Source organism: Paeniglutamicibacter sp. ORCA_105 (assembly GCF_045798545.1).
Taxonomy (GTDB): Bacteria; Actinomycetota; Actinomycetes; order Actinomycetales; family Micrococcaceae; genus Paeniglutamicibacter; species Paeniglutamicibacter sulfureus.
In genome coordinates this window covers 1-20,744 of sequence record NZ_JBIXLM010000022.1, presented here as the reverse complement: position 1 = coordinate 20,744, position 20,744 = coordinate 1, and the positions used below count along the sequence as shown (strand labels likewise).

Annotated in this window: 18 protein-coding genes; 7 read left to right on the top strand and 11 right to left on the bottom strand. The window is 65.9% G+C overall.

Annotated features, from left to right (window positions below):
- Nucleotides 1-51 precede the first annotated feature (51 nt).
- Nucleotides 52-816, top strand: coding sequence for an IclR family transcriptional regulator (locus ACIPUB_RS12095; protein ID WP_407607598.1), 765 nt, complete (start codon nucleotides 52-54; stop codon nucleotides 814-816).
- A gap of 73 nt (nucleotides 817-889) precedes the next feature.
- Here the strand turns inward: ACIPUB_RS12095 and ACIPUB_RS12090 are convergent, their stop codons facing one another.
- The 9 genes from ACIPUB_RS12090 to ACIPUB_RS12050 form a co-directional block, all read right to left on the bottom strand.
- Nucleotides 890-1,966, bottom strand: coding sequence for a PEP/pyruvate-binding domain-containing protein (locus ACIPUB_RS12090; RefSeq protein ID WP_407607597.1), 1,077 nt, complete (start codon nucleotides 1,964-1,966; stop codon nucleotides 890-892).
- A gap of 19 nt (nucleotides 1,967-1,985) precedes the next feature.
- On the bottom strand, nucleotides 1,986-3,866 hold the full coding sequence (locus ACIPUB_RS12085; protein ID WP_407607596.1) for a PEP-utilizing enzyme: 1,881 nt from the start codon (nucleotides 3,864-3,866) through the stop codon (nucleotides 1,986-1,988).
- A gap of 2 nt (nucleotides 3,867-3,868) precedes the next feature.
- Nucleotides 3,869-4,717 (bottom strand): HAD-IIA family hydrolase, encoded by an 849-nt coding sequence (locus ACIPUB_RS12080; protein WP_407607595.1) that lies wholly within the window; start codon nucleotides 4,715-4,717, stop codon nucleotides 3,869-3,871.
- The gene (locus tag ACIPUB_RS12075; RefSeq protein ID WP_407607594.1) at nucleotides 4,714-6,192 is read right to left on the bottom strand and encodes a pyruvate/oxaloacetate carboxyltransferase; all 1,479 of its coding nucleotides are present in this window, start codon (nucleotides 6,190-6,192) and stop codon (nucleotides 4,714-4,716) included. The genes ACIPUB_RS12080 and ACIPUB_RS12075 overlap by 4 nt, the downstream gene beginning before the upstream one ends.
- Nucleotides 6,193-7,542, bottom strand: coding sequence for an acetyl/propionyl/methylcrotonyl-CoA carboxylase subunit alpha (locus ACIPUB_RS12070; RefSeq protein ID WP_407607593.1), 1,350 nt, complete (start codon nucleotides 7,540-7,542; stop codon nucleotides 6,193-6,195).
- Complete coding sequence (accB, locus tag ACIPUB_RS12065) at nucleotides 7,539-8,045, bottom strand: acetyl-CoA carboxylase biotin carboxyl carrier protein (RefSeq protein ID WP_407607592.1); 507 nt, start codon at nucleotides 8,043-8,045, stop codon at nucleotides 7,539-7,541. The genes ACIPUB_RS12070 and accB overlap by 4 nt, the downstream gene beginning before the upstream one ends.
- 197 nt (nucleotides 8,046-8,242) lie before the next feature.
- Nucleotides 8,243-10,237, bottom strand: a complete 1,995-nt coding sequence (locus ACIPUB_RS12060; RefSeq protein ID WP_407607591.1) for an acetoacetate--CoA ligase — start codon at nucleotides 10,235-10,237, stop codon at nucleotides 8,243-8,245.
- A 62-nt stretch (nucleotides 10,238-10,299) separates the two neighbouring features.
- Nucleotides 10,300-11,190 carry an amidohydrolase family protein gene (locus ACIPUB_RS12055; RefSeq protein ID WP_407607590.1) on the bottom strand — a complete coding sequence of 297 codons (891 nt, stop codon included), beginning with the start codon at nucleotides 11,188-11,190 and terminating at the stop codon, nucleotides 10,300-10,302.
- Nucleotides 11,191-11,264: 74 nt separating this feature from the next.
- On the bottom strand, nucleotides 11,265-12,602 hold the full coding sequence (locus tag ACIPUB_RS12050) for an MFS transporter (protein WP_407607589.1): 1,338 nt from the start codon (nucleotides 12,600-12,602) through the stop codon (nucleotides 11,265-11,267).
- 416 nt (nucleotides 12,603-13,018) lie between these two features.
- Here ACIPUB_RS12050 and ACIPUB_RS12045 point away from each other — a divergent pair, with 416 nt between their 5' ends.
- From ACIPUB_RS12045 to ACIPUB_RS12025, 5 genes are read left to right on the top strand one after another with little or no spacing between them, the layout of a single operon-like run.
- A complete protein-coding gene (locus ACIPUB_RS12045; RefSeq protein WP_407607588.1) occupies nucleotides 13,019-13,975 on the top strand; it encodes an ABC transporter ATP-binding protein in 957 nt (318 codons plus the stop codon).
- A complete protein-coding gene (locus ACIPUB_RS12040) occupies nucleotides 13,972-14,727 on the top strand; it encodes an ABC transporter permease (RefSeq protein ID WP_407607587.1) in 756 nt (251 codons plus the stop codon). The genes ACIPUB_RS12045 and ACIPUB_RS12040 overlap by 4 nt, the downstream gene beginning before the upstream one ends.
- Nucleotides 14,664-15,815 carry a sensor histidine kinase gene (locus ACIPUB_RS12035; protein WP_407607586.1) on the top strand — a complete coding sequence of 384 codons (1,152 nt, stop codon included), beginning with the start codon at nucleotides 14,664-14,666 and terminating at the stop codon, nucleotides 15,813-15,815. Before ACIPUB_RS12040 ends, ACIPUB_RS12035 begins: the two co-directional genes overlap by 64 nt.
- Complete coding sequence (locus tag ACIPUB_RS12030; protein ID WP_407607585.1) at nucleotides 15,812-16,447, top strand: response regulator transcription factor; 636 nt, start codon at nucleotides 15,812-15,814, stop codon at nucleotides 16,445-16,447. The genes ACIPUB_RS12035 and ACIPUB_RS12030 overlap by 4 nt, the downstream gene beginning before the upstream one ends.
- A gap of 58 nt (nucleotides 16,448-16,505) precedes the next feature.
- Complete coding sequence (locus ACIPUB_RS12025) at nucleotides 16,506-17,180, top strand: metal-dependent transcriptional regulator (RefSeq protein WP_407607584.1); 675 nt, start codon at nucleotides 16,506-16,508, stop codon at nucleotides 17,178-17,180.
- Between the two features lie 460 nt (nucleotides 17,181-17,640).
- Here the strand turns inward: ACIPUB_RS12025 and ACIPUB_RS12020 are convergent, their stop codons facing one another.
- A complete protein-coding gene (locus tag ACIPUB_RS12020; RefSeq protein WP_407607583.1) occupies nucleotides 17,641-18,921 on the bottom strand; it encodes a glycosyltransferase in 1,281 nt (426 codons plus the stop codon).
- Nucleotides 18,922-19,093: 172 nt separating this feature from the next.
- Nucleotides 19,094-19,402: a hypothetical protein gene (locus ACIPUB_RS12015; protein ID WP_264269554.1), complete on the bottom strand. Its 309-nt coding sequence runs from the start codon at nucleotides 19,400-19,402 to the stop codon at nucleotides 19,094-19,096.
- A gap of 484 nt (nucleotides 19,403-19,886) precedes the next feature.
- Between ACIPUB_RS12015 and ACIPUB_RS12010 the strand changes: the two genes are divergently transcribed.
- On the top strand, nucleotides 19,887-20,744 hold an 858-nt coding region (locus ACIPUB_RS12010; RefSeq protein WP_407607582.1), incomplete at its 3' end, for a cation:dicarboxylate symporter family transporter.

The window sequence follows — 20,744 nt, the reverse complement described above, 5'->3', positions numbered from 1 at the left end:
TGATGCAGCGGCGGTTGGGTTGCGGTTCGGGGGCTGTGCCATGATTTCACCATGGAGAACAAGTCATCGCCCGTCGAGTCGGTAGACCGCGCACTGCTGTTGCTCATGCGAATGCGCGACCAAGGTCCGCTGTCGGTGAAGGCCGCGGCCGAGCAGCTCGATGTGGCGCCCTCGACGGCGCACCGTTTGCTTTCGGCCCTGACCTTCCGGGGCTTCGCGGCGCAGGACCACGACCGACACTACCGGCTGGGTCCGGCACTCTCCGATCGAAGCGCTGAGGCCTTTTCCACGCAGCTCATCCGAAAGCACGCGCACGAGTCGCTGGTGGAACTGCAACAAACCGTGGGCGAAACTGTCCAGCTGATGGTGCTGCGAGGCGGCAACATCCAATTCATCGACGGAATCGAGTCCAAGCGGACGTTGCGCGTCGGAATGCGCGTGGGCGACAAGATGCCGGCGTTCGTCTCCGCCGGGGGCAAGGCGATGCTGGCGCGGCTGACGAACACCGAACTCGAGGACCTCTACCGATCCGGCCTGCCGACCTGGCCCACCGGGCGGATCACCACGATGGCCACGCTCAAGCGGAGCATGACACGGATCCGCCGTGAGGGCTTTGGCACCAATTTCGAGGAGACCGAGCAGGGGGTGGTGGGCCTGGGCGTGAGCATCAACGACGCGGACGGTCGCCCGGTGGCTGCCATCACCACCGCAACGCCTAGCATCCGCTTCGAGCGGGCTGACATGCCCACCCACCTCACGGCCCTGCACCGGGCAGCCGAGGGCATCACCACGCAATTGCTCAACGCCGCTTCCTAGACGCTGGGCCGGGCATGGCGATGGCGGCGGACCGAATGCATGCTCCGGGCCGCCGCCATCCTTGTGCCACTGCTCAGTGCGAGTGCGTGTCCGTCGGTGCAGTGCCGGTGCCGCCGGAGATGCTGCTGGTGATCCAGCTCATCATCGAGGCGCCGGTGTCGAACGCCGGCTTGCGCTCGATGTTTGACCAGACGGTTTCGGGGCGGCACTGCAGCAGGACCAGGTTCTTGCCCTCGGGAAGCTCCTCGTCGATGGCGAACTCGATGTCCTGGGCGCTGCCGTGGATCTGCTCGAGGCGCTTGCCGAACTTGGCCAGCTCCACGACTTCCTCGTCGCTGAGGCACAACACGTCTTGGCGGTCGGCCGGCACCGGCTGTGGTGCGTCGCCGCGGCGGTACTCGATGTGCTTGTGCCCGGTCTCGCGGAGCACCACCTCCAGGGTGATCTTCTCGAGCATGAAGCGGTCGGGGGTGACCTCGCCTCCGACCACCGACAGGCCCAGACCCCAGCTGGCCTCCAACACGATCCGCGAACGGTCCCCGCTGGTGGGGCTCAGGGTGAACATCACCCCGGCGGCCCGGGCACGGACGGTCTTCTGGATGACCACCGCCATTTCCAACTGCTGCGGGTGCATCTTCTTCTCGGCCAGATAGGAAAGCACCCGCCCGGTGAACACGCTGGCATAGCACTTGTGCACGTGGGCGATCACGCCTTCGATGCCCACGATGTCCACCCAGGTCTCAAACTCCCCGGCGAAGCTGGCGTCGACCGAGTCCTCGGCAGTGGCCGAGGAACGCACCGCAACCGCCACGTCCGCCACCTGGCACTCGTTGGAGAGCTTGGCGTAGGCGTCACGGATCGCCGTTGCGACGTCCTCGGGCAGCGGAACCTCCATCAGCCGGGCGCCGATGAGCCGTTCGGCCTCGTCGAACTGTGCCTGGCCGGGGTTGGTTCCCAGGCTGCCCAGCACCTGGTCGATGTGCGCCTGCAGCCCGTCCTCGGCCAGATAGCGGTGGTAGGACTCGGCGGTCACGGCGAAGCCGGGAGCCACGGGAAGTCCCTGCGCTGTCATCTGGGCCAGGCTTGCGGCCTTGCCGCCGACCAAGGACGTGGTGGAGCACTGCGGGTCGGTGAATTCGAGGGTAAGCATGTCGATGTCCTTGGTCTACTTAGCGGCTTGCCGGAATGCCGGAGTCGTCGGTGATTGCGGTCGGATCGCCTGTGGGTTCGGCGTCGAGCACCAGCACCTTGCCGGTCTTGCCGTCGATGCGCACGCGCTGGCCGGTTTTCAGGCGGGCCGTGGCAAAGCCGGTGCCCACCACCGCGGGGATGCCGTATTCGCGGCAGACGATCGCCGCGTGGCACATCATGCCGCCGATGTCGGTGATCACGCCGGTGGCCACCGCGAACGCCGCAGCCCAGGAGGGTGCGGTGATCGGGGCAACCAGGATTTCCCCGGGCTGCAGCTGCGCCAGGTCCTTTTCGCTGCGCAGCACGCGCACCGGTCCCTCCACGATGCCCAGGGATCCCGGGATGCCAGAGAGTACGTTCTCATCTCCGTCGGCAGAGCCGAGCCAGTCGGCCACCCGTTCGGTGGTGACCCCGTAGTTCATCACCGCGAACGGATCGGTGACCTGTTCCGGCGGGATGCCGTAGGCCGGTGGGGCCGAAGCTGCCTGCAGCGCGGCGACGATCGGCTTGCGACGCTCGATCTCCGCTGCCCAGCGTGCCTTGCCGCGGGAATCGACCCCGATGGCCCAGGACTGGATGACGTCGGCCAGCACGGTGTCCAGCTCAAAGCGGTTCAGGTAGAACATGTCATCTGCCTCCGTGAGGAAGCCTGCCGCCACCAGGAAGCGGGAGAGCTCGCGGCTCTTTTCCCAGAAGACGTTGTGTGCCCAGTGCTCGACGTAGATGTTGTGTTCCTCGATGTAGGGGAACACCTTGCGGGCCAGGCCCAGCAGCTCGTCGAACTGCGCGGCCTCCGGGCCGGTGAGCAGCGCGCGGTACTCGGTGACAATCTCGTCGCGTTCCTCGCGCAGGCGCTGGATCGGGCGGGCGATGTCCTCGCCGGCCGCGATCTTCGCCGCGTAGCGGGAGATGCCCTGCAACGGCACCGAGAGGTCCGAGTTCCAGGTTTCCTGGTCGTGGGTGAAGCCGTATTCGGTGAAGTAGTCGAACCACGGGGTGCGCACGGCGTTGAATTCGGCCAGCCAGGTGCGGCCGTTTTCGCTCTGCTCCAGTAATTCGCGCAGCTCGTCGGCCGAATGTCCGGCGGTCACCTCGGCGACCAGTCCCAGGTCGTTGGCACGCGCGGCCAGCTTGCGCAGCTCGTCATCCGGGCGGAAGGCCAGCACATCCACGCCGGCGACCATCCGTGAGATGGACTGCTCGCTGATCAACGGGAAGGCCTGCTTGCAGAACTGGAAGAAGGTGATGTAGCCGCCGTAGCCCAGGTTCAGGAACTCGAAGTGGTACTGCCAGATCGCGAAGAACTCATCGGTCATGCGGTGGTAGTTCTCAATGACTGCCATCGCATCCGAGCGGCCGCGGGCCTCCAAGACCACCTCGTCGGGATCGTATTCGGTCAGTGCCGGGAAGGAGATGGTGCGCAATGAATCGATGGCGCCCTCCATCTTGGTCTTCCACTTGCCGTAGAGCTCGTCCCAGTTTTGGTAGTAGTACCCTGCACGCTTCTGGAAGACTTCGGCCCGCTCGGCGATGCGTGCCGGGTCCGTGACGGCCAGCGGGGAGATGTAGACGTAGCCGTTGACCACGCGCACATCCAATCCCAGGGAGACCGGAAGGGCGAAGATGCGGGTGCTGAAGGTGCCCACGCCCAGGTACACGGCCTCGGCGCCGATGCTGTCGAAGGGGTGGCAGCCGCGGGACCAGTGCATGGTGTCTGCGAACCAGAACTGCTTGTCCTCGTGCTCACGGGTTTCGGTGCCCGGCACCAGGTAGTAGGGGTACATCGACTCCCATCCCTCGCCGCCGGCGGGAACCTCGGCCTCGTGGAAGAACGGGAAACGGTTTACTTCGTTGGTCATGGTCATTTTCCTTGCGTCATTGAAAGGGCGGGGAAGAGCATTTCGTGAAGTTCTGCGATGTCGGCCAGGGCCACATCCGGTCTCTCGGCTTCGGCCATGGACCCAAGTCCGGCTTCGGTGATGGCCCCGGAAAGCACCAGGGCCGAGTTGGCGCCCATGTGGCGGGCGAGCTGGATTTCTGCCGGGGCGTCCCCGACGATGGTGATGGCTTCGGGCGGATGCCCGAGCCGGCGGATCAGGGTTTCGCCCAGCTCGGGGGAGGGCTTGCCCAGAACCTTCGGCTCGACTCCGGTGACCCAGGTGATGGCGTGGGCCATGGCGGCGGAGACGCAGATCGATTTGCCCGCCCCGCCGTGGAACCACGGCGAGCTGACGGTGGTGTAAAGAGGCGCCCCTGCATCAACGGCCAGCGCTGCGGCGTTCAGGTTTTGGGTGCTGTAGGAGCTGTCCGCCCCCACCACCACGACGTCGGCCGGGGAATGCGGATCGGCAAAGGTCACGCCAAGTGCCCGCAGGGGTGCGGCAATGCCCTCGGCACCCAGCACCAGGACCCGGGCCCCTGGATGGTGGTGGGTGATGTATTCGGCAGCCGCGGAGCCGGCGGTCATGAAGTCCTCGTCGCGCACCGGCAACCCGATCTCACGCAGGTGGGCGGCATATTCCTGCGGGGTCTTCTCCGAGGCGTTGGTGCACACGATGACGTTGTGCCCGGCCGCGTAGAGCGCGGTGAGGAACTCGGCGGCCAACGGCATGGGCGTGCCGCCGGCACCTCCGGCCCGCGAGGTCCGCACCAGGCAACCGTCAACATCCAGCATCCAACCGCGCGAGGCGGTGATTTTTTCACTCATCATGCACCCACTTTCTGTGACCCGGTGTCCGAGCGATTGATGGAAAAGCTGGTGGTGCCATCGGAGACGGATACCGATCGTGCGCCGCTGCCCGATCCCGAGGCCTCCAGCAGCCGGGTCAGCGTCGCGACGGGCGAGGAGGCCTTGGCGGCATACATGCCGTCAACTTGTTCGGCCGGCATGACAGCGCGCAACAGCAGCTCCTCATCGCTGATGGTGGCCCCGAAGCGGCGGCGCAATTCCTTGATGGTGATCTCCCCGCCGTCGTTGACCGGCTTCTTGCCCCGAGCCGTGGACATGGCCTTGTCCATGAGCTCGGGGTTCACGGTGCCCGGCAGCGGCCCGAAGTCCCCGCGCAGCAGGTCAATGACCTCGTCGGAAATTTGCTTGTAGCGCTCTCCGGTCATCACGTTCAGCGTTGCCTGGGTGACGATGTACTGGGCGAAGGGCGTCATCACAATCGGCCAGCCCAAATCCTCGCGCACCCGCACCGATTCCTCGATGACCGCGTCGAAGAGGTGTTCCTGGCGGATTTCGGCCAGCTGGCGTCGGGTGGTGGACTGCACGCCGCCCGGGATGGTGTGCCGGTAGTAGGCCTCGTCGTATTCGTTGGGCGAGCCGACCGGGAGGTTCTTGATTTTTGCCTGGCGCACCAAGTACCGGGAGGCCTCGGCCATGGCGCCCACATTGACATCGACGTGGTGGCCGCGGGCCCGCAGGTTTGCGACCAGTCGCTGGGCCTCGGGGTGGGAGCTGCCGTTGGCCAGCGGCGGTAGTGCGCAGTGGATGGTGTGGATCCCCAGGTCCGCGGCATCCAACACGGTCAGCGGCGAGAGCCCGGTGGTGGAGTGCGAGTGGATCTCGGCGAACTCCTTATGCTTCAGGGCCCCTTGCAGCTGCGGCACCAGGGACTTGACCCGGTCGGGGGTGAGCAACCCGGCCGGGTCCTTGAGGTAGAGCGAATCAATCGCGTCGCAGGCCTCCAGTTCGGCGGCCTTGGCGGCAAAATAGGCATCGGTGTGCACGGGGCTGGTGGTGTAGCAGATGCCGCCGATGACTTCTTCGAAGCCCACACGCTTGGCCATCTGGGCCGTGCGCTTGGCACCGTCCATGTCATGCATCGGGTCGATGACCCACAGGCGCTTGACGCCGTTGCGTGCCAGCAGGGAAAAGGCCAGCTCGAAGACGGCATCGGGGGTGCGATGGAAGGTGATGAAGCGCTTGCCGGTGGTCAAGAAGCCCAGAGTCGTGTTGGGCGTGAGGTCCCGGACTGCGCGCAGCCGCTCCCAGGGATCCTCGGCGTGGTAGCGCACCGCCGTGGCCATGAGGGTGCTGGAGAGCAGCTCGAGCGCCTTGTATCCGACCTTGTCCAGGGCCGGGGCAACACCCTTGGCCATGCGGGTGGTGACGCCGGTGGCGCCCCAGATGCTTTGGTTGCCGTCGCGCAGCGAGACGTCGACGAGGTTGATGTCTGCCATTTAGCGCACCTCCTGGGCGAGTTCGTGGTTGAGCCAGTGCGTGGTGACTGCATTGGAGCGGTAGTCGGGGTGGGCCATGATCCTGCGCAGCAGCGGCAGCGAAGTGGTGAGCCCCTCGATGACGAAGTTCTCCAGCACGCCCTCCATCCGCTTGATCGCCGAGTCCCGGTCGGCCGCCCACACGATCTGCTTGCCCATCAGTGCGTCGTAGTAGGGCGGGAACAGGTATCCCTCGTAGATGTGGGTGTCCAGCCGGGTGCCGCCGGCCACCGAGGGCCGCCAGCGGGTGACCCTCCCCGGGGAGGGCGCTAGCGCCTTGTCCGGGTCCTGGGCGGTGATCCGGCATTCGATCGCATGTCCGGCGAGAGAGATCCCTTCCTGGGTGATCTCCAGTGGGTGACCCAGGGTCGCAAGGATCTGTTCGCGCACCAGGTCGACGCCGGTGACTGCCTCGGTCACCGGGTGCTCGACCTGGACCCGGGGGTTGACTTCCAGGAACGCCAATTCGTCGCGGTCGACATCGTAGAGGAACTCGACGGTCCCCAACCCGACGTAATCCAAGGCCACGGCGATCTTCAGTGCGCTGGCGTGCAAAAGGGTGCGCGTTTCCTCCGGCAAGGCCGCGCAGGGTGCCTCCTCCACGACCTTCTGGTAGCGGAACTGCACCGAGCATTCGCGCTCACCGAGATGGATGCGGTTGCCGTGCCGGTCGCCGAGGATCTGCACCTCGACATGCTTGGCATCGGTGACGAAGCGTTCCAGGAAGACGGTGCCGTTGCCGAAGGCTGATTCGGCCTCGGACGAGGCCAGGGACCAGGCTTCCTCGAGATCCGCGGCGGATTCAACGAGCTTCATGCCACGCCCGCCGCCGCCGTGGGCGGCCTTGACCAGGACCGGATAACCGATGGATTCGGCCAGTTCGTGGACCTCTGCGGCGCTGGTGGCGGTTCCGCCCGCGGAGACCGGGACGCCAACGGACTCGGCCAGTGCCCGGGCGGTGAGCTTGTCGCCCAAGGCCCGCAGGGCCTCGGGGGAAGGCCCGATGAAGACGATGCCGTTTTCCGCGCACTTCGTGGCGAAGTCGGGATTTTCCGACAGGAAGCCGTAGCCGGGGTGCAGGGCGGTGCAACCGGTGGAGATGGCCGCCTGGAGCACTGCGTCGGCGTTGAGGTAACTGTCGGTGGGGCGCGGTCCGCCGATCACCACGGTGCGGGTGGCGCGGCGTGCGCCGAGTGTCTGGCGGTCGGCGCTGGAGACGCCCAGCACGGTTTCAAAGCCGAGCCGGTCGCAGGCCTCGATGATCCGCACGGCGATCTCGCCGCGGTTGGCAATGAAGATGCGCTCGGTCATGCCGCAACCTTGAGTGCGAAGAGGGTCTGGCCGAATTCGACCAGGTCGCCGTCGGCGACGAACACGGCGGCGATCTCGCCGGTGGAGCCCGCGGTGACCGAATTCATCAGTTTCATGACCTCAACGATGCACAGCACCGAGTCGGCCTCAACACTGTCGCCCAGCGCGGCGAAACGCGGTTCCCCCGGCTTCGGCGCCCCGTAGTAGGTGCCGAGCATCGGGGAAGTGATGGCCACGTGCCCGGCCGGAAGGTTGTTCGGGTCCAGGCCCGCGGCGGGGGCGGCGGCCGGTGCAGCGACCTGGGCAGGAACCGGTGCCGCTGTCGGCGCAGCGCTCATGGCAGGTGCTGCGGCTGCGGCGGACTGTGCCGCGGGCTGCTCCTCGAAGTGGCCGCCGCGTCGCACGTGGAGGCGCAGGTCGCCCTTTTCATAGCGGAAATCGGTGAACTCGGTCTTGTCCAGCTGTTCAATGATCGCCGCGAGTTCTTCCAGGTCCAGGTTCATGCGTTGGTGCTCCTTGTTCATTGGCCACAGGCAGGCCTGTGGTGTAAGTCACGTTTTCTCGAGCCTATGCCCGGGTTGCGTCCGTCGCAATAAGTTGGTGCAAGATTCCGCTATGCGCAATTTTTAAATGTCGAGCGCCTCCACCCGCCGACTTTCGACGCGCGGAGGAGGCACCCGAGGGAGAGACAGGGGCGTGCCTAGGCTCCGGCCAGGATGCGGGAGACGGACTCCACCGTCTCGTCCAGATCCTGCGGATTGACCAGCACGCCGGTGTCCAGCACGCCGCCGGAACCACCCTGCACCAGACGCTTGAGCGGGATTTCCATGCGCTTGCCGGTGCGCGTGCGCGGGATGCTGCGCACGAACAACACGTGGTCCGGGACGTGGCGCGGGGACAGCTGGGTGCGCAGCGCGGTGCGGATCGAACGCTCCAGTGCCACGGTGTCGGCTTCCTCGGCCGCCTCCACCAGCAACACCAGTTGCCCCATCGCGCCGCCCTGTTCGAAGTGCATCACCATGGCGTCGTTGACGCCGGGATGGCCATCGAGCAGCGCATAGAACTCGGCAGTGCCCAGGCGCACGCCGCCGCGGTTCAGCGTGGCGTCCGAGCGGCCGGTGATGACCCAGGTGTCGCGTTCGGTGCGCACCAGCCAGTCACCATGGCGCCAGATTCCCTCAAAGACATCGAAGTAGCTGGAGTTGTAGCGCTCATTGTCCGGATCGTTCCAGAAGAACACCGGCATCGAGGGCATGGGCAGCGTGGCAACCAGTTCGCCCGGTTCCCCGCGCAGGGAGTTGCGCTCGTGGTCCCAGGAATCCACGGCAACGCCCAGCGGGCGGCAGGCCATTTCCCCGGCGTGGACGGCTGACAGTGGGCTGGCGCCCAGGAATGCGGCACAGATGTCGGTGCCGCCGGAGGTCGGAGCCATTACCAGATCGGGGTTGATCGAGTCATACGCCCAGCCTGCAACGTCTGCAGCCAACGGGGAACCGGAGCACTGGATTTCACGCAGTCGGCCCAGGTCCCACTTCGTCCCCGGTTCCACACCCGCGTGGGCGCAGGCGGCCAGGTAGGCCGATCCGGTGCCCATGTAGGTCGATTCGGTTTCGGCCATGACTGCCCACTGCGACCACTCACCGTCAAGGGTCGGCCAGTTGGGGTCCCCGTCCTGGAGGACCAGGGAGGCACCCACCAGCAGCGAGGAGGCGCCCATGTTCCAGACCATCCACCCGGTGGTGGAGAACCAGTACGCGGTGTCTGCCTCGGAGAGGTCGTTGTGCAGGCCCATGGCCTTGTAGTGCTCCAGCAGCAGGCCCCCGTGGGAGTGCACGATGGCCTTGGGGGTGCCGGTGGTGCCGGAGGAGAAGAGCACCGTCATCGGATGCTCGAAGGGCACCGGCTCAATGACTGCTTCGGCACGCTCGGCGGTGAAGTCTACCCAGGACTGCGCACCCGGTGCCGCGGCATCAGTGTCCAGGCCTGGCTCCAGGTAGGGCAGCAGCACGGTGGGGATGCCCGGCAGCTCGGCACGGACCTTGGCAAGGTCATCGAGCTTGGAGATCGGCTTGTCGCCCCAGCGGTAGCCGTCGATGGAGATCAACAGGTTCGGCTCCAGCTGGCCAATGCGTCCCAGAACGCCCTTGACACCCATTTCCGGAGGCACGCAGCACCAGATGGCGCCCAGGCCGATGACGGCGAAGTAGGCGGCAACGGTTTGCGGGATGTTGGGCAGGTAGCCGGCGACCCGGTCCCCGGACTTGATGCCGTGGCGGATCAGGCCCTGCTGGATGCGCTCGATTTCCTCGATCAGGCGTGCGCCACTCCAGTCGATGGAACCATTGGTCTGGCTGCGGGACTTGACCATGGTGTCGTCCGGGCGGCGCGCCAGGGAGCGCAGCACGTGCTCGGTGAAGTTGATCCGGGCGCCGGCGAACCACTGCGCCCCGGGCATGGTGCGCTCGGTGAGCACCGAGGTGTACGGAGCGTGGCTGATGATCTCGAAGTGGTCCCAGACCTCGCCCCAGAAGTCCTCAAGGTTCTGAACCGACCAGGCCCAGGCGTCCTCGTAGTCAGCGAAGTGCCGACCGGTCTTGGCCTCGATCTTTTCCAGGAAGCGGCCCATTTGGCTGTTTGACCAGTCATCGCGTGAGGGTGCGGGCCGCAGCAGGGCGCCGGGTTCGGTGTTCTTCATGGTTCTTTCCTTCAATGGTGTTCGTGTCGTCCAAGGAGCCCGACGACGGGCCTGGCGGTGCGTTAGGAAGCGATGGTGCCGGAATCGAGTCCGAGTAACCTCACGGCGTTGTCCTTGATGATCTTTTGGCGCGGGCCGTCTCGCAGGTCCAACTTTGCGAAGTCGGCCATCCAGCGGTCCGGCGGCAGCAACGGGAAGTCGGAGCCGAAGAGAACCTTGTCCTGGAGCATGGTGTTGGCGTACTGCACCAGGTTGGCCGGGAAGTACTTGGGAGACCAGCCGGAGAGGTCGATGTACACGTGGTTGTGGCGCACCGCCACCGCCAGGGCCTCGTCCTGCCACGGAAAGGAAGGGTGGGCCATGATGATGCGCAGCTCGGGGAAGTCCACCGCCACGTCGTCAAGCGCCATCGGGTTGGAGTACTTCAGCCGGATCCCGCCGGAGCCGGGCATCCCGGCGCCGATGCCGCTTTGCCCGGTGTGGAAGAGGGCGGGGACGCCCAGGGACTGGATTTCCTCGTACAGCGGGTAGGCGGCGTGGTCGTTGGGGAAGAAGGACTGCAGGTTCGGGTGGAACTTGAATCCCTTGATCCCGAAGTCCTCCACGAGGATGCGGGCCTCGATGATGGCCGCCTTGCCGCGGGCCGGGTCGATGCTGGCGAAGGGGATCAGCACGTCTGCGTGCTTGGCAGCCTCCTCGGCGATGTAGCGGTTGGAGATCGGCGGGTGGCCGGTGGTGGCCTCGTGGTCCACGGTGAACACGACGGCCGCCATGTTGCGGTCGCGGTAGTGGGCCGCGACGGCCTCGATTCCCAGGGGGTCGTGGGCAGCGCCGAAATGCGCCTGGGCCGCTTCGCGGAAATTGTCGGGCATGTCGGTATGGCCGTGGTCATCGGATTCGATGTGGACGTGCATGTCGATGGCGACGAGGTCTGCGACGTTGATCTTGCTCATGGGTGGTGTTTATTCCTTGCCGGTGGCGGACGGGTCCGCCACCGTTGGCGGGGCTGGTGCAGGTGTGGGTCGAATCAGGAGACGGTGGCGGCAATGGGTTGCGCCGTGCGGGCCTGGCGCTTGAGCGAGTGGCCCAGGGCCAGGATGCACAGGGCGGATGCGGCCAGCGGGGCGGCGAAGAGCACGAAGATGTTCTCCGGCTGCCAGCCTCCGGACAGCAGGTAGCCGACCAGGATCGGGGCAACGATGGAAACCAGGCGGCCCAGGCCGATCATCCAGCCGACACCGGTTGCCCGGGCACGGGCGCTGTAGATCTCGGGGGAGACCGTGTAGAAGCCGGCGATGCCCGCGGTGGTGAGCATGCCCAGGAAGAGCGCGAGCACCATGGCTAGGGTGATCTGGGTAAAGAGCATGGAGAAGACGATGTAGGCGGCGGCCGATCCGAGAAGCGCGATGACCAGCAGCGGGCGTGCGCGGAAGCGCACGGCCAGGGCACTGAAGACGAAGCAGCCCAGGATGCCCCCGGCGTTGACAATCGTGCCGGTGGTCACGCCGATCGAATTGTCGCCGGTGACGCCGGCAATGATCTTCGGGGTCCAGGTGTTGGCGAAGTAGTACGCGGCCACGAGGCAGCCGTAGCCGGCCCAGAGCATGAAGGTGCGGAAGCGGATCGGGCCGGTCAGGATTTCGCGGATTGCCGACTGCTCCTTGCCGGCGGCCGTGGAGGCCGGCAGCTCGTCCAGTGCAGGGCGCCCGATCTTGGCAAGGATAGCGTTGACGTTCTTGAGGGCGCCAGCCGGGCGGCGGGTCAACAGGTAGTCGAGGGATTCTGGAAGCCACAGCCAGGAAACGACGAGCATGATGATGGTCAGTACCGCGCCGACTGCGAAGAGGGAGTGCCAGCCGAAGCTCGGTATCAACGGTCCTGCAACGATGCCGCCGATGGTGGCACCGATCGGGTAGCCGGCGGTGTAGATGCCCATGATCGAGCCGCGACGCTTGTCCGAGGAGTATTCGGAGACCAGGACGTTGAGGTTGGCCATCATGCCGCCGACACCCAGGCCGGTCAGGATCCGGAAGACCAACAGCTGGGTGGCGTCGGTGGCGAAGACCGAGGCGACCATGCCGATGCTGATGACGACAAGCGAGATCAACGTGAGACGGCGTCGACCGATCTTGTCGGCAAGAGGAGTGAGGAAGATGGAACCGGCGGCCATGCCGAAAAGGCTTGCACTCAGCAGGAATCCGAGGGCGGCAGGCGAGATGCCCCACTCGCGGGAGAGTACCGGTGCGGCGTAGGCCATGGCGGCCACGTCGAAACCGTCGATGAGGATCAAGGTCAAGGCAATGACGACGGTCATCACCTGGAACCGGCTCATGGCCGAACTGCGTATTTCCGCGAGGGTTTCCATGGGGGCTTTCTGGTTTGGTGAGAAGGAACCGGGTGGAACGCCGCCCGACAGTGTGAGCTTAGTCATGGATGTTCATCACTTCCATAATTTTTTCGCAGATTCCGTTATGCGGAATCAGCTATTTGAATAAAGATGCTCAAAGTCGATGATCTTGCGATTCTTGGCCGCTTGACGAGCCACGGACTGAGAGGCGGATCGCTGACTAAGTTCCGCCTGAAGGAATCGTGACTCGTGATGGAGTATTGCGGGGCGTGCGTCCGGTGGCGGGGGTGACGGACTCCGCCGCCACGCATGGGGCCGATAGCGGTTCGGCTCGCCAACAATGCACGCGAAAGGCCCGGTCGTGCGACAACTGACATTGGAATGCATGACATTTTGCACTTCTGCCGCGTGCCGGTACTGGGCAGACTTGAAGCATGAAAACCACGACCGCACATCAATCGGCGACCACGCCGCTTGCCCACGCACTGGCACTGGAGCTCCGGGGCGTGCACAAGTCCTTCCACACCAACGAAGGCCGGTTCGAGGCCGTCGCAGGGATCGACCTGCGCGTGGGCACCGGGGAGATCGTTGCGTTCCTAGGGCCCAATGGTGCCGGAAAGACCACCACGATCGACATGATGCTCGGGCTGACCGCGCCCACCTCGGGCACCATCTCGGTGTTCGGCAGGGCCCCGCGCGAGGCCGTGGAGGCCGGGGAGATCTCCGCGGTCCTGCAGACCGGCGGGCTGCTACGCGATCTCACGGTGCGTGAGACCGTCACCGCGATCGCCGCGCTGCACGGAGCCAAGGAGCGGATCGACACCGTCATGAAACGCACCGACATCACCTCCCTGGCCAGGCGCAAGGTCTCCAAGTGCTCGGGCGGCGAGCAGCAACGGCTCAAGTTCGCCCTGGCCCTGCTGCCCGATCCGCGACTGCTGATCCTGGACGAACCCACCGCGGGCATGGACGTCTCGGCCCGCCGGGCCTTCTGGGACACCATGCGCCAGGACGCGCTTGCGGGGCGCACCGTCCTGTTCGCCACCCATTACCTTGAAGAGGCCCAGGATTTCGCCCAACGCACCGTCCTGATCGGGGCCGGTCGCGTGCTGGCCGACGGGCCCACCGCGCATCTGCGCGAAATGACCGGGGGACGCGTCGTCAGCGCCACGCTCCCGTCCGACCGTCCCACCGCACCCGCGGTTGCGGCCCTGGAAACGCTCGAACAGGTCTCCTCGGTGCGGCTGAACGGGAACCGGGTCTCGGTGACCGGTCCCCACTCGGATGGCGCGGCGCGGATGCTGCTGGGCGAGCTGGCTGCCACCGACCTGGAAATCACCACGCCGACCCTTGAGGCGGCCTTCATGGCTTTGACCGGAGAAGAATCATGAACCCGACATATGTGCGCATTGAACTCTTCCGCCAATCCCGGGATGTCGGGAACCTGATGTTCACGGTGCTGATGCCCGTGGTGATGTACCTGCTCTTCGGCAACATGTTCGGCGGCGGGGGAGAACCCGCCGGCAACGGGAACGTGAAGTTCTACGTCATGGCGTCGATGGCCGCCTACGGGGCGGCGCTTGCCACGACCTCCATTGCCGGAACCGCTGCAACCGAGGCCATGCTGGGCTGGGGACGCCAGATCGCCCTGACGCCCATGAAGCCCTCCGGCTTCGTCGCCTCCAAGCTCGCCGTGGCGATGATCGTGGCCACCGGCTGTGCCGGGCTGGTCTTCGCCGTTGGGTCCGCCACCGGGGCGCAAGCCGATGCCCCCTGGGTCTGGACGGCAAGCTTCCTGCTAACCGTGATTGGATCTGGGATTTTTGCCCTCTACGGGATGGGCATCGGCATGGCCTTCAAGTCCGAGACAGCCCTGGGGGTGGCCAGCGGCGGCATGGTGTTCTTCGCGTTCTTCGGCAACGTCTTCATGCCGCTGAGCGGGACCATGCTGGAGATCGCCCGCTTCACCCCCATGTACGGATACGCGGGGTTGGTGCGCTACCCGTTGACCGAGGGTTTTGGCGCGGGCGAGGGGGCGGGCACGGATTCGCTGGGCATGCTTGTCGCTAATCTGGTGGCATGGACTCTTCTCTTCGCGCTGTTCGCACTCTGGGCAGTTCGCCGGTCCCGGGCAAGACGGTGAGCGGCGAGACCGGGGACCCGGACTCTTTCTGGTCCAGGTTCGGCTGGCTGCTGGCAGCGGTTTGGGTCGTCTTCCTGATCTTCCCGATCCTGTCCATCACCGAATCAACGCAGCCCATGCCCGCCAAGGTCGCCGGGTATGGGCTGGTGGCGGCCTTCGCCGCCGTCTACCTGTGGGGCTTTTTCACCTACAGCTCGGAACTCGGGGTCAGCGCGAGCGGCCACGGACGCGCTTGGGTCCCCTTCGGTGCCCTGTTGGCGATCACCGCGGCCACCCTCCCGATCCTGGGGGCCGACGCCATCAGCCTCGGCCCGTTCCTGGTCAGCTTCGCCGCCTATCTGCTCTCGGTGCGCAGCATGTGGATCGTCAACGCCGGCGTGCTGGCCGCGGCACTGTCAGTCGCCATCCCCGCCGGATTGGGCGATTACGTCTTCCTGCTGGGTCTGCTGGTGGTGCTCATCGTCGTCAACGCGGTGAACACCGCGCTCATACGGCGCAGCATCGCGGCAGACGACCTGCGCCTCGACTATGCGCTGCTGGCCGAACAGGAACGGATGGCCCGGGACGTGCACGACGTGCTGGGGCACTCGCTCACCGCGATCGGCCTGAAGGCCGAGCTCGCCGAACGATTGCTGGAGACCGATGTCCAGGCGGCTCGCGCCGAGCTGCGCCAAATCCGCGCGCTGAACAGCGAGGCCCTGGAGTCCATCCGCGCCACGGTCGGCGGGCTGCGCCGGACCACCCTCGTCCAGGAACTTGCCTCCGTGCGCGTCGTCCTGGATGACGCGCGGATCAAGACCGTGCTGATCGGCAACGCCCAGGACATCGACCCGGTGCGTTCAACGGCCTTGTCATGGATCCTGCGTGAGGCGGCCACCAACGTGCTGCGCCACGCACACGCCACCACTTGCTGGATCCACGTCGCCCCCGGGATGCTGGACATCGAGGACGACGGGGATTCACTGGCCGGAAGCCACGAGGGCCACGGCATGCGCGGGATGAAGGAGCGCGCCCGACTGGCCGGGGCGCATTGCGAGATCGGGGACTCCGCACACGGGGGAACCAAGGTCGCGGTGAGCTGGGCATGAGTGGGCAGGAACCGGCGGGCGCGGCCCCCATCCGGGTGCTGCTGGCCGATGACCAGGCGCTGGTGCGCGGGGCTCTCGCCGCCCTGCTCAGCCTGGAATCCGACATCGAGGTCGTGGCCCAGACCGGGGACGGCACCGACGTGGTGGCGCTCGCCGAGGAACATCGGGTGGACGTTGCCCTGTTGGATATCCAGATGCCGGTCATGGACGGGCTGGTTGCCGCAGGCCAGCTGCGGGTCCGGCTGCCGGACTGCAAGGTGCTGATGGTGACGACCTTCGACCGGCCGGGATACCTGCGCTCCGCTTTCGAGGCCGGGGCCAGCGGATTCCTGGTCAAGGACACCCCGTCCTCCGAGCTGGCCGCGGCGGTGCGCCGCGTGCATGCAGGTGGCAGGGTGATCGACCCGTCGCTGGCCGCCCAGTCGCTGATGCACGGCGCCAACCCGCTGACCGAACGCGAGCGCGAGGTGCTCGCCCGGGCCCGGGCGGGTACGCCTGTGGCGCAGATCGCCGCGGCGCTGCATCTGGGCACCGGCACGGTGCGCAACCACTTGTCCAACGCCATCGGCAAGACCGGTGCCGCGAACCGCATCGAGGCAGCGCACCTGGCCCGCGAACAGGGCTGGATCTAGGTGAGGCCGCATATGCGCGGGAAGCGGCCATACGGGTGCGCTCTGTAGACTCGTACACATGTCGGTTTCGGATCTTTCGGTCAGCACGCAAAACTATTTGAAGGTCATCTGGGGGCTCTCCGAATGGTCGGACGATCCCGTCACCGCAACTGACATTGCCCAGAAATCCGGGCTGAAGGTCTCCTCGGTCTCCGATGCGGTGCGCAAGCTGACCGCGCAGGGCCTGGTCAGCCACGCCCGCTACGGCGCCGTCGAGCTGACCGAAGTGGGTAGAAAGTACGCCCTGGACATGGTGCGCCGGCACCGGCTGCTGGAAACCTTCCTGGTCCAGACCCTGGCCTACAACTGGGACCAGGTCCATGACGAAGCCGAAAACCTCGAGCATGCGATGAGCGACTTCATGGTCGAACGCCTTGATGCCTTCCTGGGCCACCCCGACCGCGATCCGCACGGGGACCCGATCCCCAGCGCCGACGGGGTGCTGACCAGGCCTGACGCCGTATTGCTGAGCACCGTGGAGCCCGGCGTTCGGGTCACCGTGGAGCGGATCAATGACGAGGACCCGGCGTTGCTGCAGTACCTCAGCGCGCAGGGTGTTGTGCCTGGGGTGGACCTGGTCATCACCGAGGCAGCCCCGTTCTCCGATGCGGTGCTGCTTCAGGTCGCCGACGGAACCGGCACCATCAGTTTGGGACGCCAGGCCACCGCGGCGCTGCACGTCTCGCGCTGCTAGGACGGCAGCGGCACCACGCGCTGCCACAGTCCTGGCCTCGTCGTCGATGTCGCTCCGGGGCGGCTTACCAGTAGGCCTGTAACTGTGGGGCTTGATCTTGATTGTGTGTGGCAAGGAATGGTCGCCGGTGAGAGATGTTCGCATCTCAAAAGCGATAGGAACCGCGGCAAATCAGGGTTCATGGCGTTGCCTTCCTGAATCAAGGGGGCGATCGCCCGGTCGAAGAGGACCGTATTCCACGGGAGGGTGGCGCCTGTGAGAAGTTACAGCACGTAAGCCTGGTAGCGCTTCTGCTGGGTGTGTGTCGAATGGTGGAACGGATACGAGCTGGGCAACTGGCCAGATGTTGTGCGTGCCTTGCTCGATTTCCAAGACGAAGCAAGCACGCTCCATGGGTACTGCACCTTCCGGGGAAGGCCGGCTGTGGTCGCGACCGCCCGGGTGACTGCCATGGGATGGCCTATTCGTCGACGGCTGTCACTCCCGTGATCTGCTCCAGGACGTGTACGCCGGCGGCGAGGCCGTTCTCGGCGCGGATGGCGGCGCCCACCTCATCGGCGCGGGAGGCGTAGGAGTCGGTGTGGACGAGGTCGCCGAGACGGTCGGCCAGGTCCGTGCGCAGGTTCTTGGCCGGGAGCGGGGCGGGGCCGACGCCGAGCGCATGGATCCGCGCTCCCCAGAACGGCTGGTCACCCAGGAACGGCACGACCAGGGTCGGGCGACCCGCCCGCAGTCCGGCCGCGGTCGAGCCCGCACCGCCGTGGTGCACGACCGCCGCGACTCGCTCGAAGAGCCACGCGTGGGGCGCGCCCTCAATGACCAGCACGTCCTCGGTCCCGGCCTTGCCGGGAGTGATGCCGCCCCAGCCGGTTGCGACGATCCCGCGCAGGCCGTGGACCCGCAGCGCGGCCAGGATGGTGTCCCGGCGCTCGTTCGCTCCCTTGCCGAAGCCCATGGATCCGAACCCGACATAGACCGGAGGCTCACCTGCCGCGAGGAAGTCCGCCAGGTGCGCCGTCGGCTCCCAGGCGGCGCCGTCGACGTCATCCAGGAACCAGTACCCGGTGACGTGGGCCGAAGGCGGGTAGTCGTCGGGGACCGGCAGAACGTGCCTGCTGTACGGGTACAGGACGTGGACCGGACTGCCGTCCGGATTCCGCAGCGGGTCCGCGAGGCGGCCGATGCGACCCAGGCCGATCTCGCGCCGGAAGTCGTTGACCATGCCGCCGTACATGACACCGGCCATCCGCCTGAACCCATAGCTCGCGCGGTTTCCCCACGACCCGAGGGAGGCGCCGCCGAAGAAGGGCATGGCGTGGGCACGCGTTGGGGTGAAGAACGGCAGCGGGAGGGAAAGCACTCCGGGCACGCCCAGTGCCTCGGCGATGTGCGCCCCGGCGAGGCACTTGGGGTGGTGCACGATCACGTCCGGGCGCGCGGCCTGTGCGGCGGCCCAGCACTCCGCGTTCAGCTCGCGCATCGCGGCGCTCATGATCCCCAGTGTTCGCCACGCGTCCAGCGGGCCGCTGAGTTCGGGCATGACCTCCTGGAGCAGGCGCAGCATCGTGGAACCGGCGGGCTGGTGCGTGATGGTCCCGGGGCCGCCGTGCGGCACCATGTCAGCGAAGCCCTCGGGGACGGCGAAGGTGACATCATGGCCCGCGCGGGCCAGCGCACCGGAGAGGGCGGCGTAGGGCTGGATGTCGCCGCGGGTCCCGAACGACATGATCAATACGCGCATGGCAGGTTCCTCCGGACGGGATCCTTGGTCGCCCAGCGGGGCTGCCGCATCGCCGAATAGACTTCCCGGTCCCTTTCAACGACAAATTGACTACGCTTAACCATTTTGTGGGCGGTATCCCTGAAAGTTCCAGGCGGCGTATAAAAGGACCGGAACTGGCGCGAAGGTAGAACTAGGATTCCTTGCGGTGTCCGCCAAAGATCATCGAGGCCAGCGCTGCGACCCCGGTGACGGTGAATACTGCCGGCCAGGCACCGATCTTTTTGGCCAGTGGGTGGGACGCAACGAATGCCGCGATGTACGTGCAAGTGAGGGCGGCCGCCCGTGCCGTGCCGGCGTCGTTTTTCCAGACGGTGAAGGCGGCCAGGCCGCATGCCGCCAAAACGGCACCACCTGCCTGCCGGTTGCCCGTATCGCGGGCGACTTTGTAGCCGAGCAGGAGGCCGGTCTTGGCCATTCCGGTCGAAATGATGCGCGACATCCGAGATCTCCTTCGGCGGTACGGACAAGCGTCAACCTAAGCATAGGTCCGGTGCCGGTGAACACGCAGGAAAAATCACTGTCGGTCTCATACCACGGCGCTATCGAGCCTCCGGAAAGGCGCCTGCGATAAGGTGCGCACGGCGTACCAGCGGCTGCTGGAGCACGGTGCCATAAACCAGTTCCATACCGAGGCGCTCGCGGCTATCCAACGGTTCCTGAACCCGGCGGTCATCACCCGCAGCCTCAAGACCAACCGGAACCAGCTCATTACCGGGCCAAGACGCGAGCCCAGGGCGGTGACGTTCCATTTGGCGAGCAAATTAACTGAGGCACGCATGAATTCTTGCGAGCACTAATTTTGAGTCAAAGCGACGGATTTCGAGGAATGACTCACAGCGTCTAATATGACTGAGGCGTGGGCTGCGCCACAAACCAGCTTGCGCATCGCCGTGCGACCCGACCCCGTCGACTTAAGGACCCCCATGAAGCTGCTGAAATCGATTCCCCTGCTTGGCTGGATTCTCCTGGCCATTGTCCTGGGCATACTGACCGGGCCGATCATGCCGGCTTGGCTCGGTGGGGCATTCCTGACCTATAACTCGATTTTCTCGGGTTTCCTCGGCTTCATCGTGCCGCTGATCATCCTGGGCCTCGTCATGCCCGCCATCGCCGAACTCGGCAAGGGTGCAGGCAAATGGCTCGGGATCACTGCCCTGATCGCATACGGCTCCACGATCCTCGCCGGACTGCTTGCCTACTTCGTGAGCCGTTGGCTGTTCACCCCGTCCTTGTCGGGCGGCGGCCTCGAGGCATTGGGTGATGAATCCGGCTCGGGCTTCACTCCCTACGTCACTCTGGTGGCCAGTGCCGGCGACTCGGCCACCGAGATCGTGCTCGAGCCGGTCATCGGCGTGATGAGCGCACTCGTGCTCGCCTTCGTGATCGGCGTGGGCCTGACCGCGTTCCATTCCAAGGTGCTCTTCCGCGGAGCCGTCGAATTCCGCACGATCATCGAATCCGTGATCCGCCGCATCATCGTCCCCGCATTGCCGCTGTTCATCTTTGGAATCTTCATGGACCTCTCGGCCAGCGGTGCGGCCGTCACCGTGGTCACCAAGTTCCTGCTCGTGGCCCTCGTATCCTTTGCCCTGACGTTTGTCGTGTTGCTGGTGCAGTACTCCGTGGCCGGCTCGATGACGGGGCAGAACCCGCTCAAGGCACTGTGGCGCATGCGCGATGCCTACTTCACCGCCCTGGGCACCTCCTCTTCGGCCGCGACGATCCCGGTCACGCTGGCCTCAACCAAGAAGAACGGCGTCTCCGACTCGGTTGCGGGTTTC

What these genes read in the sequence shown, in the direction of transcription:
- ACIPUB_RS12080 (WP_407607595.1), bottom strand. Translation starts at nt 4,717, where the DNA reads ATGATGAGTGAAAAAATCACCGCCTCGCGCGGTTGGATGCTGGATGTT.
- ACIPUB_RS12090 (WP_407607597.1), bottom strand. Translation starts at nt 1,966, where the DNA reads ATGCTTACCCTCGAATTCACCGACCCGCAGTGCTCCACCACGTCCTTG.
- ACIPUB_RS12045 (WP_407607588.1), top strand. Translation starts at nt 13,019, where the DNA reads ATGAAAACCACGACCGCACATCAATCGGCGACCACGCCGCTTGCCCAC.
- ACIPUB_RS12075 (WP_407607594.1), bottom strand. Translation starts at nt 6,192, where the DNA reads ATGGCAGACATCAACCTCGTCGACGTCTCGCTGCGCGACGGCAACCAA.
- ACIPUB_RS12040 (WP_407607587.1), top strand. Translation starts at nt 13,972, where the DNA reads ATGAACCCGACATATGTGCGCATTGAACTCTTCCGCCAATCCCGGGAT.
- ACIPUB_RS12025 (WP_407607584.1), top strand. Translation starts at nt 16,506, where the DNA reads ATGTCGGTTTCGGATCTTTCGGTCAGCACGCAAAACTATTTGAAGGTC.
- ACIPUB_RS12085 (WP_407607596.1), bottom strand. Translation starts at nt 3,866, where the DNA reads ATGACCAACGAAGTAAACCGTTTCCCGTTCTTCCACGAGGCCGAGGTT.
- ACIPUB_RS12035 (WP_407607586.1), top strand. Translation starts at nt 14,664, where the DNA reads ATGGACTCTTCTCTTCGCGCTGTTCGCACTCTGGGCAGTTCGCCGGTC.
- ACIPUB_RS12020 (WP_407607583.1), bottom strand. Translation starts at nt 18,921, where the DNA reads ATGCGCGTATTGATCATGTCGTTCGGGACCCGCGGCGACATCCAGCCC.
- ACIPUB_RS12050 (WP_407607589.1), bottom strand. Translation starts at nt 12,602, where the DNA reads ATGGAAACCCTCGCGGAAATACGCAGTTCGGCCATGAGCCGGTTCCAG.
- ACIPUB_RS12070 (WP_407607593.1), bottom strand. Translation starts at nt 7,542, where the DNA reads ATGACCGAGCGCATCTTCATTGCCAACCGCGGCGAGATCGCCGTGCGG.
- accB (WP_407607592.1), bottom strand. Translation starts at nt 8,045, where the DNA reads ATGAACCTGGACCTGGAAGAACTCGCGGCGATCATTGAACAGCTGGAC.
- ACIPUB_RS12030 (WP_407607585.1), top strand. Translation starts at nt 15,812, where the DNA reads ATGAGTGGGCAGGAACCGGCGGGCGCGGCCCCCATCCGGGTGCTGCTG.
- ACIPUB_RS12095 (WP_407607598.1), top strand. Translation starts at nt 52, where the DNA reads ATGGAGAACAAGTCATCGCCCGTCGAGTCGGTAGACCGCGCACTGCTG.
- ACIPUB_RS12055 (WP_407607590.1), bottom strand. Translation starts at nt 11,190, where the DNA reads ATGAGCAAGATCAACGTCGCAGACCTCGTCGCCATCGACATGCACGTC.
- ACIPUB_RS12015 (WP_264269554.1), bottom strand. Translation starts at nt 19,402, where the DNA reads ATGTCGCGCATCATTTCGACCGGAATGGCCAAGACCGGCCTCCTGCTC.
- ACIPUB_RS12060 (WP_407607591.1), bottom strand. Translation starts at nt 10,237, where the DNA reads ATGAAGAACACCGAACCCGGCGCCCTGCTGCGGCCCGCACCCTCACGC.